Genomic DNA, 12,864 nt, shown 5'->3' with positions numbered 1-12,864 from the left:
GCTGCTCACCGCCTTTCAAACGTGTAGATCAATTCTGCCTTTACGATTTCTGCTGCACGATTTTCCAGATTTCTCATGCGGCGCACCCACTCCATCTGATTTTCTTCTTTCAGTTTTTCTGAAATGCTCTCCCGCTGGCTCATCTGCTCGATCAAAACCTCATATCGTTCCACTGCCTGCTCTTCCACATTTGCTAAAACAGTATCCAGTTTTCCGCTCAGCAGCAAGCTCTGGTAATAGGCTGGTTTTCGCAGTTTCAGGTACGCCTTGTGCAGCATCCCCCAGCGGCCAATCGAACGAGTCCGTGGCAGTTTCAAGGCTGGCAGATAATAATCACCCACCAAAACATATTCCATTCCTGTCTGGGCATCATAGATCTTCTCTTTCATCGTCTGTTCTCCTCGTTAAAACACAAATTCCGTGTAAGTATTTTTCTTGTGATCCACTTCAATTTTCTTTACATACTGCTGCAGATTATCTGCTGTTAAAAGAACCTCTGTGCTGCCTGCGATTTGCTTTTTCTGCTGCAATTCTTCTTGAACAACGACCAGTTCTTTCTCGTTTTCAGCTTTTGTCTGTCTGAATGCCTCAATTTCATTCTCTACATCCTGCTTCAATTCCAAGAACTTTTCTTTTGAAATTTTTCCAAGGACATACTGCTCGTAGCCGCTGCGCTTCTGTGATTCCAGTCGAACGATATTGCCTGACAGCCGTTCCATTTCACGGTTCAATGCCGTTTTCTTCGTTTCAAGGCTGCTTTTCCCCAAATTTTTCTGTATCAGCTTTTTCAAGTTCTTATGTTCTTCTAACCGCTGGTACAGTTCCTTATGGATGCCGTTCCAGAGGTCTTTCTCTGAGATGGAAACATGGCAGAATTTACAGTAAAAATACAGTGAACCATCACTTTGCCAATGACAAACCAATTTTTCTCCGCACTTTTTGCAAAAGATTCTGCCTTTGAAGATGTTCGGATTGTTCTTTCTGCGCTGTCTGCACCACTTTTTTCGCCCTTCCTTGGCTGCTTGCTCGGCTTCCCGTAATGCGGAAATTTCATTAAACAGTTCCCAGCTGATAATCGCCGGATGGCTGTCCGGCACCATCCGCCAGCTTTCCCGTGGATTCTGCCCGATTTTCCGATACGTTTCATCGTAGGCGATGCGGTTATACACCATGGTTCCTGTGTAGATTGGATTTTCCAGCACCTTTGTCACGAAAACAGTCTGCCATGTTGGGTCCTTTACCCGCAAGGTGTTTTTCAGGTATCCCAGCTGACAGCGGCGTGTAAAAGGTGTCGGGATTCCCTGCGCAGACAGTTTCTTTGCAATCTCGCGCTCTTTCATGCCGGATTTCTTCCAGAGAAAAATCCGAACTGCCACATCGCTGACTTCCTCATCCAGAATCAAATGATTCTTCTGATCCTTTTTGTAGCCAAATGGAACAGGGGTATAGATTTCTCCCCGTGCTTCCTTGGAACGAAAGCACGACTGAATCTTCTGGGACAGGTCTTTTGAGTACATTTCATTGATCATGCTCTTGATCGGCACCAGCATCCCGTCCTGGCTCTGGCTGTTCAGGCTGTCATAATTATCATTGATGGCGATAAATCTTACGCCGAACAGCGGAAGTACCTGTTCCAGATACTGACCTGTTTCCACGAAATTGCGGCCCAAACGCGAGAAGTCCTTTACCACGATGCAGTCGATTTTCCGCTCCTGCAGTGCTTTCAGCAACCGCTCAAATTCCGGACGGTCAAAGTTCATCCCTGTACACCGCTTGTCCGCAAATACATCCAGCAGCATCAAATCATCCCGGTGGTTGATATACTCTTTGATGTAAGAAATCTGCACTTCCAGCGATTCCGTATCCCGAAGTACGTCATCAAAATCGGACAGTCGTGCGTAAATTGCGGTTTTCCAGATACGGTGCGATGCGTTCTCCGCTTCCCGTTGCGCCGCACTTACCTTCTTGCTTACTCTTGCCATATGTCCAGCCTCTCCTTTCATGCAGATACTTCACGCTGCCCCATCTGCTTTTGATGCAGTTCTTCCAGCAGGTCCGCAATTTCATCGTGGAATCGGAACGTAATTTCTACCCGATTGCCCTCATAGACTTCGATTTTCTCAATCAGTTCCACGACCATCGGACGGGTGATCTCTTCCAGTTTCCGATACTTACGGTACACGTCCAGAAATGGATACGCATTCGGGGCAGTCTGTAAATTTTGCTGTTCCGCCTCCAGTTCCTCAATTTTGCGGCCATACTCTTCGATTCGCTTGCTGTACAGTTCGTTGTAGTTCAGGAAATCCTCCCGTGTGAGGATTTCGTCTGCATAATCCCCGTACAGTTTTTCCTTAATGCCCTGGGTATGGGCCTTTTCTGCTGTCAGCTGCCGAATCTGCCGTTCGATGCGCCGCACACGATATGGCTCCTGCTGGGCCTGCCGGATGCTTTTCACAAACTCGGCTTCTTCCATCACGATTTGAATCTGCATCTGAAGCGCGTTCCGCACGACGTTATAGAGTTTTTCATCCCGCAGATTATGGCTCGTGCAACTGCCCTTGTTCTGCTTGCTGCCGGAGCACTGATAATAGATATACCGCTTTCCTTTATAGCTGGCCGACCTGCGCACTAGCCGGCTGCCGCAGTCCCCACAGTAAAGAAATCCTGCAAACAGGGCCACCGTTTCGGCATCGTTCGGCCTGCGTGTTTCGGTTTCCAGAATCCGCCGCACCAGCTCAAACTGCTCTGCCGGAATGATTGCTTCATGGGTGTTGTCCACGATTACCCAGTCCCGCATCGGCATGTTCATTTTCTTTTTGGAGCGATAATCCAGTCGTCGTGTCTTTCCTTGTACCAGCTTTCCGATATAGACCTCGTTGTGCAGAATGCGGTCCACTGCCTTGGCAGACCACGGCGGCTCATCGCTCTTGCGGAAATGCAGGCTCAGCTTTGCACCGCTCTGCAACTTTCGTGCAGCCGGGGACGGCACCTTTTCCGCATTCAAACGATCTGCGATGCCCTGATTATTCATGCCACTGATCTTCCAGCGGAAAATACTTTGTACATTTTCTGCTGCCAGTTCGTCTACGATCAGCTTGCTATGATTTGTAGGATCTTTCCGGTAGCCGTAGGTTGCAAAACTTCCCACAAAATCGCCGCGCTTTCGCTTTACCGCAAGCTGACTCTTGATTTTGACGGAAATGTCCCGGCAGTAGGCATCGTTGAGCAGGTTCCGCATTGGGACCATGATGGAATCGCTGGTCTTCCACGCGGATTGGCTGTCATAGTTGTCCGTCACTGCAATCAGCCGGACTCGCATGACCGGGAAAATCCGTTCCAGATAGCGTCCCACTTCAATGTAATTCCGTCCAAAGCGGGACAGATCTTTCACCAGAATGCAGTTGATAGTCCCTTGTTCCAGTTCCCTGAACAGGTTTTGGAACGCAGGCCGTTCAAAGTTCGAGCCGGAGTAACCATCGTCCACAAACTCATCCACGATGCACAGTTCCGGGTGGTCTATGGCATAGGCTTCCAGTAGTGTGCGCTGGTTTGCAATACTGTCGCTCTCTGTCTTATCGCCATCCTCACGAGACAAACGCAAGTACAAGGCTGTACGGTATCGGGTTGTATTTTGCTGTGTTCTCTTCTGCAAATTCACATCAGGGTATAACAAAAGCCTTCCACCTCCTTAACGAATCGGCAATACTGTTCGTCAGAGAAGCGAAAGGCTCCACATTTTTCTATGTAGAACAAGCCTGCCGAGCAATCTTTGCTCAGCTGGCACATTCCTATTTTCTTACCCGTAAACAGCTTACCAGAATTCTCATCCTTTGTCCAGTGCTTTATCACATTAAAGTGCGAAATTTTTCTGCGTGTTTTTTCGGCAGCTTGCCGAAAGTTTCTCTGCCTTTTCAGCTGGCAGACTGAAAGCATCTGCCAACGCGCTCAGACAGTGTGCTGCTCCCTCTCGGTGCAAAATTCAGCTTCACAATGATTCCGTTGTCCAGATAGCAATAAGGATTTCGGACCTTATCCAGCAGATTTTTCAGCCTTTCCTCCTGCGGCAGTCCGTGTTCCACTGCATCCTGCTGCAGTTCCTGCAGTTCAGACTGTTCAATCGTGCGGATGTCCCGGTTCTTCATCTGGCGGATCTGCGCCAGCCAATTCATTGTGCTGTTTTCTTTCAATTGCGTTCCTCCCATTCAGGCCAGAAGTGTTTTCAGCAAGTTCAATTTCGCCTGTCCTATATCCTTTCTCATGCTGGGGCCTGTGCAGGCAATCGGGGTACACAGTTCCAGCAGACGGTCATAGATACGGGCGTGTGCGGTATCCTGCGGGTTCTTCAACTCCGTCAGGGTCAGGTTCGTAGTAACGATCAGTGGTTTCCTGCTGCGGTAACGGCTGTCGATAATGTTGTAAATCTGCTCCAGCGCATATTCCGTGCCCCGCTCCATGCCGAAATCGTCAATGACAAGCAACGGATAGCCACAGAGCCTGTCCACGACTTCATTTCGCCCGGAAAAGGCGTTATTCAGTTCATTCATGATTCGGGCAAAATTCGTCATGCAGACGGCCACTTCCTGTTCCATCAGGGCATTGGCAATGCAACCCGCCATAAAACTCTTGCCTGCACCAACACCGCCCCAGAGCAGCAGCCCCACATTCTTTTCCCGCATTTCCGGCCAGTGGGCCACATACCGCTGTGCCAGCTGCATCTGTGGATTTTGCCCGTGATCGTTTGCAAATGTCCAGTGCTGCATCGCCCAGTCGGTAAAGCCCTGCAGCTTCAGCCGCTGCACTTTCTCGTAATGCAGCCTTGCACGTTCTTCTTTCTCTTGCTTTTCCCTTGTAGCCTGCCTGCACCGGCATTCAGCCGGATGGCGGTCACGCCCAAACAGTTTTTTGCCATTCAGAAAGAACGCTTCCTTGGGAGTTTTGCAGCTGCCGCAGTACAGCAGCCCATCTTCTGCAACATAGTCCTGCGGTTCCACAGAGATCGTCATAAGCCTGTCCATCGCTGTCTGGATCGTTTCCGTCATAAACTTTCCTCCTTGTTGTAGGTATAGTCCGGGATGCCTGCTCCCGGTTTCTGTTGTCTTTTCTTCCGTGCTGACCAGCTACGCAGGGTCGCCGCATGGTCTGCGTACTTCCTGCCTGTAGACTGCATATAGGCTGAAAGGTCTTCGATCAGAGTATCCAACTCTGCAATTTCCATTTCCAGTTCCGAATAATCTTCCAGAAAAACATTCCGATATCGCCCATACGCTTCTTTAGTTCTATTCAGTTGGTTCAATCTTAGGTTGTTCTTATTTATTTGGTTCGATGTGCAGTTTTGCGCAACCGTATTGCTCACTTTTGAGCAATACGGCTGCTCATTTTGGGCCATCTCGATTGTGCATTTCTGCGCAGTCCGGGGAACGCCGAGAAATATCTGGTTTGGCTTGGAAAAGCCATTGGACCGCCGTTCGATCAGCCGTGCGGCTTCCAGTTCTCGCAGGGCACGGGTGACACTGGAAATGCTGCTCTGAAGATCTTCCGCCAGCCCTGCCAACGGATAGAGCACATATGCCCGGTCCTGCACATCCACCCAGCTGTTCTTCTGCGAAAGGGTCATGCGGTCCAGCAGCAAAACATACGTCAATCGTGCCGTATGGGAAAGGCTCATCTGCAGCAGAAATTTCGGATAAGGGAAATAAGCGGGTAGTTGGGTTTGTGCCTTGATGTACTCTTTACTCAAACTTCCTCCTAATCGTTTTCAAAAGTCCCTGCCGAATGGGAAAGTCCTGCACGGGCTTACGTATCCGGCAGGGTTCCGGGGTGCGGGGTGGAAGACCCTGCTGATTACAGGCTCATATCATAGCTGCGCTTCTTGCGTTTCGGTTGACGCTCGCGCTGTTCCTGTCGAGCCTGCTCCTGCATTGCCTTTTCGCGGACTTTGGCCTCCCACTCGCGTTTCCATGCAAGGTCGGATTTCATCTCATTGGTCTTTCGGAAGATGCCGTACACATTATCCGATGCAATTTCCAGACGCCGGGATTCTTCCTTCAGAGGAGCATAAGCCTTTTTCCTCTCCGCGATTTCTTTGGTCAGTTCTTCTTTCCGTTTTTTCAAAGATTTCAGCGATGGCAGCTTTCCATCGTTTTCTTCCCGGAAATATTTCACGGATTCTGCATAGGCATCCAATTCCTTGGAATGCTCTGCACGGAATTTTTTCTTGAAAATTTCTTTCGTAAATTGCTGCTGAACCTCTTTTGTGGAAAGGTACTGCCTCGCATAATGAATCTGCTCATTGGTTTTGTACAGTTCATCCTCTGCCTGTGACAGCCGTTCATACGCTGCCTGCGCATTGGACTGTGCTGTCTTACACAGATCGTTCAGTTCCATCAGGTCGTTGATGCTGTTCTCCTGTACCCATACCAGCGTTTCGGCCATTTTCTGCAAATTGCTGATTTTGACCTTTAGCGCATAGGCCAGATTTTCCTGTGCCCTAACATTCTCCTGCAGGTTCACAACAAGCCGCAGCCTGGTTCTGGTCGTAAAGATCAGTATGGGATCTTCCTTGTACCGCAGATTCTTCTCGGCGTTCTGAACAAAGAATCCTTCCAGACATTCTCTTTTGCAGCTATCCCCCAGAGAACGCTCCGATATGAACTTGTTCCGTTCCGGCGGCAGATAGCTATAACGCCCACGTTGGGTTTTGACGAAAATGTTGTATTCATCCTGCAGGATGTCTTGAAAATCTTCATACGAGATTGCTTTCTCACGAGCAGCGGCAACAGCATCCCGGATAAGCTGCTTCTGTGTTTGAAACTTTGTCGGATTAGGCGTAAATCCTTCCGTTTCGATTTTCTGCTTTTTCTCATCTAGCCGCCGCTGTGCCCAATACTCCGCTTCGGTCACACCCGTTCTGGATGGTGACAGTAAATCGACCTGATGCAGAAACTCGCGGCGGCACAAATCCATGAGGGATTTCTGCAGGTGTTTCAGGTATTCGTTCGTCACATGGTGCTTGTACCCTGCCTTGCAGTCAATGGGCCGCTCCATAAAGGGCTGCTTAGGCACATCCAGTTTTCGCAAACTGTTGATTACGATATGTACATGAATATTGCCGCTGCCATTATGACCGTCCATGTGCGTACAGACCAATGCCTGATGCCCCGGAAAATTTGCTTTTGCGTATTCCAGTCCAAGCTCCTGCGCCCGTTTCCCCGTCAAACAATTTTCTGTGCTGTCCCGTGGATCAAAGCTGATGATGTAATGGTGGCTTTTGATTTCATTCTTGTTTTTGTTTTTCTGGTACTCGCGGTTCAACTGCTGGCAGGCCGCATCAAAGGAATAGGGTTCACAGTTCAGACCGTCCAGATAAAACTCATCTCGCATGATACGATTTCCGTTCTGGTCAACGATCGGAGTTTTCCGAAGCTCGTCATGCTTGAAAATCAGATACTCCAGTGCAGCACCATAGTTGGAACTCTTACTTGCGATGTGCTTTAATATTGCCATAGTTCTTTCCTGCCATTTCTGCGACTTGTTCCCGCATCTCAAAAATACAGGCAATCGCATGGTTGATGTTTTCGTGCATCGCACGGGACTGGATACCGCCGCTGTTGAAGAAAGCTGCGATCTGGTTCAGGTTGTTTCCGATGGCGGCAAACTCCCGTGTGATTGCTTCGATCTCGTCCGGGTGGACGTAGAACACATACGAGGTATTCACACGGCCTTTCATCAGCACCTGCGCTGCAAATTGAGAGAGGGTCACCCCGGCATCTTCTGCCTGCCGGTGTAAAAGTTCATGTACTGTTTCTGTTACTCGTGCGGAGATTACTTTTGTCTTTACGATAGATTTCACTTTTCTCTTTGTTCGTGGCATGGGGTCTCCTTTCCAAAATCAAGAATTTGATTTTCCCGGCAGTGCATCTACACTCCGGCTGTGACCTGCTGCGACAGGCCACCAACAGGCAAAATCATGTGATTTTGCACGATGTGAGGGTATGGGGAGCGCAATCCCCATCAAGATGCCGTCGTGGAGAAACTGCCCGTAGGAGCGGTTTCGTATACAAAGGCGAATCTTGCTCTTAACTACCGTCCACTCTGTCCCGGCCCGTTCCTGCCCGATTTTTTCCGGCGTTTTTTCTGGTAAGACGCGCAGAATGCACATTCAGTACCGGAGGTATCCTGCTGGGGTGGCTCATGAAATTATCAAGGTACGATGTAGCTTTGTAAGGAATCGGGGAATTTCATCAGTGATGCCGTAGTGAATTGGCTTACTTTTGAAAACACTTCCTATACCCTATACAAACTTTAAGGGGTGTTTTTAAACCGGGTCTTTTGAAAGTTCAAAGAAAATTCATTTTTCCAACGTTCCCCTCTACCTATAACAATCTAAAATGGGTGTTTGGCAACCAGATTTTCAAATTTTGTTGAACTGCCTAATTTTAGAATATAGATTTTGTTTATTTTCCACTTATAGAACTAGCGGAAAGCTGTTCTACAAAAGATTTTGAACCCCCTACACTAATAGGAATCCGCAGAGCCGTTTTGGAATACAGTTTTGAAAATTTCACAAATTTGGACAAAAAGAAAAACGGCAAAGTTCAAAATCGAACCTTACCGTCATTCATAAAGACACAGTATAAAGCGAAATGCCCACGATAAGCAGGTTGTGTACCTGCTCATCGTGGGCATATTGCTATTTTAACGTTGTGTAACTGTTACTGATATTCATGCACTGAAAATTTTTGTAGATTACAGCAGTGCAGTTTCTATCAAGCTATTGCTTTTCTCCTTTTTCAGATGTATAATTCGGACAAACCAATTCGATTTATAGATTTTGTTGAGAGATTTTCTCATGGCAAAAGATCGTATTAAAAGCAAGTATGTCACTGTGGCCCCTGGTGTGGAGTTACATATCTTGGAAAAAGGCGAAGGTAAACCGTTGGTCTTCATTCCCGGCTTGACTTTCTCTGGTGAGATTTTCAAGAACCAACTGGAGTATTTCTCCTCTGAATATCGTGTCATTGCTATCGATCCTCGCGGCCAAGGCTATTCTGCCAAAACCGTGGATGGCAACGACTACCTGACTCACGGCCGCGATGTAGCAGGTCTGATTGATGCATTGGGTCTCAAAGATATTGTCCTGATTGGCTGGAGCACGGGCAACCTTGACACATGGAGCTACGTGCAGCAGTTCGGCAAAGACAAGCTGCGCGGCGTTGTGACTATCGATATGTCTCCGCTCCCGCTCTCCCCTGACCCGAAGTGGTGGACTGAGGGCACGATTGAAGAGCTGTCTCAGGTCGCCACGCAGGTGCTGACCTCTTCTCAGGGATGCCATGAGTTTTTTAGCGAGTATGCGACTGGCGTCATGATCCAGCATAAGATGGAGCCTGATGAGCTGGAGTATCTGCTGGATATTTCCGGCCGCACACCATACTGGATCTGCCGTCAGCTGTTCTGCGACGCTGTGTTCTCCAACTATCTGGAGACCGCAAAAGACATCGGTGCAACTCTGCCCAGCCTGATGTTCATTGCAGAACACTGGCAGGGCATTGCAAAGCCCTTTGTCGAAGCACAGCTTCCCGGTTACGACACCTACGTCATGGGTGGTCACCTGATGTTCTATGAGTACCCCGAAAAGTGGAACCGTGTTCTGGAAGACTTTTTGAATAAGCTATAATGTGATTTCAGCCGCCTGTGGTTCATTCCGCAGGCGGATTTTTTGTGTAATCTCCGGGTCACACAATGACCTCAAACATTGGGTGATGCTTCTTCCCCCCTCTGCGGCATCCGTGTCAAAACGATTTTCCGAATGCTATCTTCATCTTTTCTTTTGCTTCATCCGGCACATTGATCAGTCCGAACCGATAGAACATTCCGTATATATAGGTCACACCCCGGATATCGCCCAGCGCTTTCGGTCGTTCAACTATTTCTCCTACCTTTTTAATATGACCCAGAGCCAGCAGCACGGAACTCCACGCCAGGCTTTTACTATTCTCTCTGCGATCGATCCACAGTTCCTTAGTGTATTGCCCATTCCGGCCCTTTCGTATTTCATAGGTAAAGGGTAAACCTGAGTACGTTTTGAAACGCACACCTGCATAAAGAAGAACCACCTCCCACAGATGCTCTTCTGTCGGCTCGGTTCTCAGTTTTCTTACCGCTCTGTATCTCCGCTGCCGCTCTGCTCCTACGCTGATTTTCTCTTTATCTGCTGTGTTTGGAAAGTACACACCTTTTTCATAAGGCAGGTACGATGTGACGGAGGCTTTGGATAGGCCAAGGACTGTTGCCGTTGAGAAAATGGAAGTTTTATAGTCCAGCGTTTTTCGATACCTCTCAAACGTGTCCTGTACCTTCTCCGCCACTTCTGATTCATACACACCGGCTGTGATGAGCAGCTTTCTCACTTTGATTGGGTTTAGGTTTAGCACATCGGCGATGGCCTGCAAGGACATCTCAGAATTATAAAGTGTCACAGCAGCATCCATCTGCTCTTTCAGATTCTTCCCGGCATCGTACTCTGGCTTCAACTTCTTCCGACCGCCGCCGGGTTTTCTTGTTTTCTTCATTTTACTCATGCAGCTCCAGCGGCAGACCATCCGGGTCATGGAAGAATGTCATCTTCTTGCCGGTGTAATCATCCACACGAATTGGCTCACATTCAATTCCTACCTCCGCCAGCTCCCTCACCGTCTGCTCCACACTGTCTACGCAGAATGCAAGGTGACGCAGCCCACAGGCCTCCGGGCGGTTCACACGCTTCGGCGGGTTTTCTTCTGCAAAAATCTCCAGCTCTGTGTGCTCATTGACACGAAGATCTAGCTTCCAGTCCTTACGCTCCGGGCGATAGTTTTCCCTGATAACAGAGAAGCCCAGCTTGTTCACATAGAAATCCTTTGCAGCTTCGTAGTCAGATACGATAATTGCGATGTGGTGTATTTTAGATAGGTTCATTTTTTTCACGCTCCATTTCTTTTAATTTTGTTCTTCTTTTATTTTCGTCACAAACTATACTACGGCCTTCAAAAAATACCGTATGAACTCCTGAAGTTCAGTTTGTCCACACGGCATTTATTTTTTTCTTGGGTTCTTGTTTATTTCAGCTTTTCAAGAATCTCGTCTGCACTCATCCCGCTTGCCAGCAGCTTCTTCAGCACAGCCTCCGCTTCGGTCTTCTTAGCTTCTTCAGCTGCTTTAGCATCTGCCTTTGCCTTCTTCGCTTCTAGCGTTGCCACTTCTTTTTCGGCCTTCTTCAAAGCAGTCTTTTTTGCTTTCAGATCAGCCTTCAAAGTGTCAATGTTTGCGGTGATGGATGAAATCTCAGCAGTCAGGGAAGTGATAGATTCCTGCTTCTCCGCGATCTGAGATGCGTAGTCGGTATGGGTAGTTTTGGGACGGTTTTTGCTGCCTTTTGTTCTGGGCATAGGACACAAACCTCTTTCCTGTTATGATGGTTCAAGTATATCACAGGTCTGAAAACAAATCAGCCTTGTACACACCATTCTCCAGCATCTTCTTGAAGCTATCCTTTACAGCTGCAACGTCTTCATGGTAGGTCATACCATACCAGGTATCGTTGGTTTTCAAAACCTTTACGAACATCTTTCCCTGCTCCAGTAGCTGACCGATGAAAATAGGAATCAGATACTCTGCTTTCAGAGGATTGCCCGGCACTTCCTTTTCAAAGAACTCTTTGAATCCTTCCTCCAACACAGCCAGGAAGTCAGGAGTCAAGCCCCACATGTTCATGGAAACCAGAGAATTCACATCAACAGCCACACCATCGGCCTCTGCTCCATCTGCAGTCTTTACGATGTTCTTGGTTTCCACAACCTCAGTCAAGTTTCCATTCTCATCCATCTTGCAGATACCACGAGTCACACCGCCGTTATCAGACAGCGTGTTCTTCAGCACAAAGCCAGCCATGCAGGACTTGCCGCCATTCACCAGATACTCATGGACGGCCTTGAAGCCTTCCTTGCCATAGTAATCGTCTGCGTTAATGACGATGAACGGGGTATCGATTACTTCCTTCGCTGCAAGCACAGCCTGACCAGTTCCCCACGGCTTTGTACGGCCTGCCGGAAGTTCTCCCGGAATATCGTTGATATCCTGGAAAACATAGTCCACAGTTACATTGTGAGCGGAGCAGATAGACGCAATGCGATCACCAATGACCTCTTTGAACTCCTTCTCGATATCCTTACGGATAATAAATACCACATGGTTGAAACCTGCTTCAATGGCATCATGAATCGAATAGTCCATGATGATATGACCAGCATCATCCACCGGCTCCAACTGTTTTATTCCTGTTCCAAAGCGGCTACCGATACCAGCAGCCATGATAAGTAATGTTGTGTTCATTGTTTTTTCCTTCACATATTATTGATTTATTATCTATACTCTGTAAGTTCATATATAATGTAGTCTTGCGTTGCATTTTCTTTACGGATAATTCTTCCAGGATTTCCCAGCACAATAGAATGATCCGGCACATCAAAATTTACATAAGAATTTGCTCCGATTAATACATCATTTCCTACATTTATTTTTCCAACAATTGTTGCATTTGGTCCAATCCACACTTTATTTCCAATAGTAGGAGCTCCTTTTCTCTTCCCTCGCATCTCAGCTCCTATTGTTATTCCATTTCTCAAGCTACAATTTTCTCCAATCCTTGCTTTAGCCGTGAGAATAATTGCATTCCCATGACTGAGATGAAATCCAGCTCCAATATTTTGAAATGATATTTCCGCACATCGATTAACTGCCATAGCATGTCGCACAAGACGAAATACTTTTCTTACTATTGAGGTATGTGCGCTTATTGACATTCGCCCAACATAAACATACCTCAGA

14 protein-coding genes are annotated in these 12,864 nt (G+C 47.7%); 1 reads left to right on the top strand and 13 read right to left on the bottom strand.

Annotation, left to right across the window (positions count from 1 at the left end; genetic code table 11):
* Positions 1-5 precede the first annotated feature (5 nt).
* The 8 genes from PG062_RS08100 to PG062_RS08065 all read right to left on the bottom strand — a co-directional run bounded on the left by PG062_RS08100 (position 6) and on the right by PG062_RS08065 (position 7,870).
* On the bottom strand, positions 6-389 hold the full coding sequence (locus PG062_RS08100; protein ID WP_270751892.1) for a TnpV protein: 384 nt from the start codon (positions 387-389) through the stop codon (positions 6-8).
* Positions 390-404: 15 nt separating this feature from the next.
* On the bottom strand, positions 405-1,982 hold the full coding sequence (locus PG062_RS08095) for a recombinase family protein (RefSeq protein WP_270751891.1): 1,578 nt from the start codon (positions 1,980-1,982) through the stop codon (positions 405-407).
* Positions 1,983-1,999: 17 nt separating this feature from the next.
* Positions 2,000-3,607, bottom strand: coding sequence for a recombinase family protein (locus PG062_RS08090; RefSeq protein ID WP_270751890.1), 1,608 nt, complete (start codon positions 3,605-3,607; stop codon positions 2,000-2,002).
* Positions 3,608-3,911: 304 nt separating this feature from the next.
* The gene (locus PG062_RS08085) at positions 3,912-4,187 is read right to left on the bottom strand and encodes a DUF6870 family protein (RefSeq protein ID WP_270751889.1); all 276 of its coding nucleotides are present in this window, start codon (positions 4,185-4,187) and stop codon (positions 3,912-3,914) included.
* A gap of 15 nt (positions 4,188-4,202) precedes the next feature.
* Positions 4,203-5,039, bottom strand: a complete 837-nt coding sequence (locus tag PG062_RS08080; protein ID WP_270751888.1) for an ATP-binding protein — start codon at positions 5,037-5,039, stop codon at positions 4,203-4,205.
* Complete coding sequence (locus PG062_RS08075; protein ID WP_270751887.1) at positions 5,036-5,737, bottom strand: replication initiator protein A; 702 nt, start codon at positions 5,735-5,737, stop codon at positions 5,036-5,038. Before PG062_RS08075 ends, PG062_RS08080 begins: the two co-directional genes overlap by 4 nt.
* A gap of 104 nt (positions 5,738-5,841) precedes the next feature.
* On the bottom strand, positions 5,842-7,503 hold the full coding sequence (locus PG062_RS08070; RefSeq protein ID WP_270751885.1) for a relaxase/mobilization nuclease domain-containing protein: 1,662 nt from the start codon (positions 7,501-7,503) through the stop codon (positions 5,842-5,844).
* Positions 7,475-7,870 (bottom strand): plasmid mobilization protein, encoded by a 396-nt coding sequence (locus PG062_RS08065; RefSeq protein WP_270751884.1) that lies wholly within the window; start codon positions 7,868-7,870, stop codon positions 7,475-7,477. Before PG062_RS08065 ends, PG062_RS08070 begins: the two co-directional genes overlap by 29 nt.
* A 1,065-nt stretch (positions 7,871-8,935) precedes the next feature.
* Here PG062_RS08065 and PG062_RS08060 point away from each other — a divergent pair.
* Positions 8,936-9,676, top strand: coding sequence for an alpha/beta fold hydrolase (locus tag PG062_RS08060; protein ID WP_270751883.1), 741 nt, complete (start codon positions 8,936-8,938; stop codon positions 9,674-9,676).
* Between the two features lie 115 nt (positions 9,677-9,791).
* Here PG062_RS08060 and PG062_RS08055 read toward each other — a convergent pair whose 3' ends face one another.
* From PG062_RS08055 to PG062_RS08035, 5 genes are all read right to left on the bottom strand, one after another.
* Positions 9,792-10,580, bottom strand: a complete 789-nt coding sequence (locus PG062_RS08055) for a hypothetical protein (protein WP_270751882.1) — start codon at positions 10,578-10,580, stop codon at positions 9,792-9,794.
* Positions 10,573-10,956 carry an SMU1112c/YaeR family gloxylase I-like metalloprotein gene (gene gloA2, locus PG062_RS08050; protein ID WP_128117341.1) on the bottom strand — a complete coding sequence of 128 codons (384 nt, stop codon included), beginning with the start codon at positions 10,954-10,956 and terminating at the stop codon, positions 10,573-10,575. Before gloA2 ends, PG062_RS08055 begins: the two co-directional genes overlap by 8 nt.
* Before the next feature lie 140 nt (positions 10,957-11,096).
* Complete coding sequence (locus tag PG062_RS08045) at positions 11,097-11,426, bottom strand: hypothetical protein (RefSeq protein WP_270751881.1); 330 nt, start codon at positions 11,424-11,426, stop codon at positions 11,097-11,099.
* A 40-nt stretch (positions 11,427-11,466) separates the two neighbouring features.
* Positions 11,467-12,369 (bottom strand): sugar phosphate nucleotidyltransferase, encoded by a 903-nt coding sequence (locus PG062_RS08040; RefSeq protein ID WP_270751880.1) that lies wholly within the window; start codon positions 12,367-12,369, stop codon positions 11,467-11,469.
* A gap of 29 nt (positions 12,370-12,398) precedes the next feature.
* A partial coding sequence (locus tag PG062_RS08035) for a serine acetyltransferase (RefSeq protein WP_270751879.1) occupies positions 12,399-12,864 on the bottom strand: 466 nt, incomplete at its 5' end.

Origin of the sequence: Gemmiger qucibialis, assembly GCF_027689445.1 — a bacterium.
Classification (GTDB): domain Bacteria; phylum Bacillota; class Clostridia; order Oscillospirales; family Ruminococcaceae; genus Gemmiger; species Gemmiger qucibialis.
The sequence above is the reverse complement of the archived record's forward strand: the minus strand, read 5'-3'. Positions and strand labels throughout refer to the sequence as shown.

Bases quoted from the DNA above. Each gene is read 5' to 3' on its own strand.
- PG062_RS08100 (WP_270751892.1), bottom strand. From the start codon at position 389: ATGAAAGAGAAGATCTATGATGCCCAGACAGGAATGGAATATGTTTTG.
- PG062_RS08095 (WP_270751891.1), bottom strand. From the start codon at position 1,982: ATGGCAAGAGTAAGCAAGAAGGTAAGTGCGGCGCAACGGGAAGCGGAG.
- PG062_RS08080 (WP_270751888.1), bottom strand. From the start codon at position 5,039: ATGACGGAAACGATCCAGACAGCGATGGACAGGCTTATGACGATCTCT.
- PG062_RS08070 (WP_270751885.1), bottom strand. From the start codon at position 7,503: ATGGCAATATTAAAGCACATCGCAAGTAAGAGTTCCAACTATGGTGCT.
- PG062_RS08065 (WP_270751884.1), bottom strand. From the start codon at position 7,870: ATGCCACGAACAAAGAGAAAAGTGAAATCTATCGTAAAGACAAAAGTA.
- PG062_RS08055 (WP_270751882.1), bottom strand. From the start codon at position 10,580: ATGAGTAAAATGAAGAAAACAAGAAAACCCGGCGGCGGTCGGAAGAAG.
- gloA2 (WP_128117341.1), bottom strand. From the start codon at position 10,956: ATGAACCTATCTAAAATACACCACATCGCAATTATCGTATCTGACTAC.
- PG062_RS08045 (WP_270751881.1), bottom strand. From the start codon at position 11,426: ATGCCCAGAACAAAAGGCAGCAAAAACCGTCCCAAAACTACCCATACC.
- PG062_RS08040 (WP_270751880.1), bottom strand. From the start codon at position 12,369: ATGAACACAACATTACTTATCATGGCTGCTGGTATCGGTAGCCGCTTT.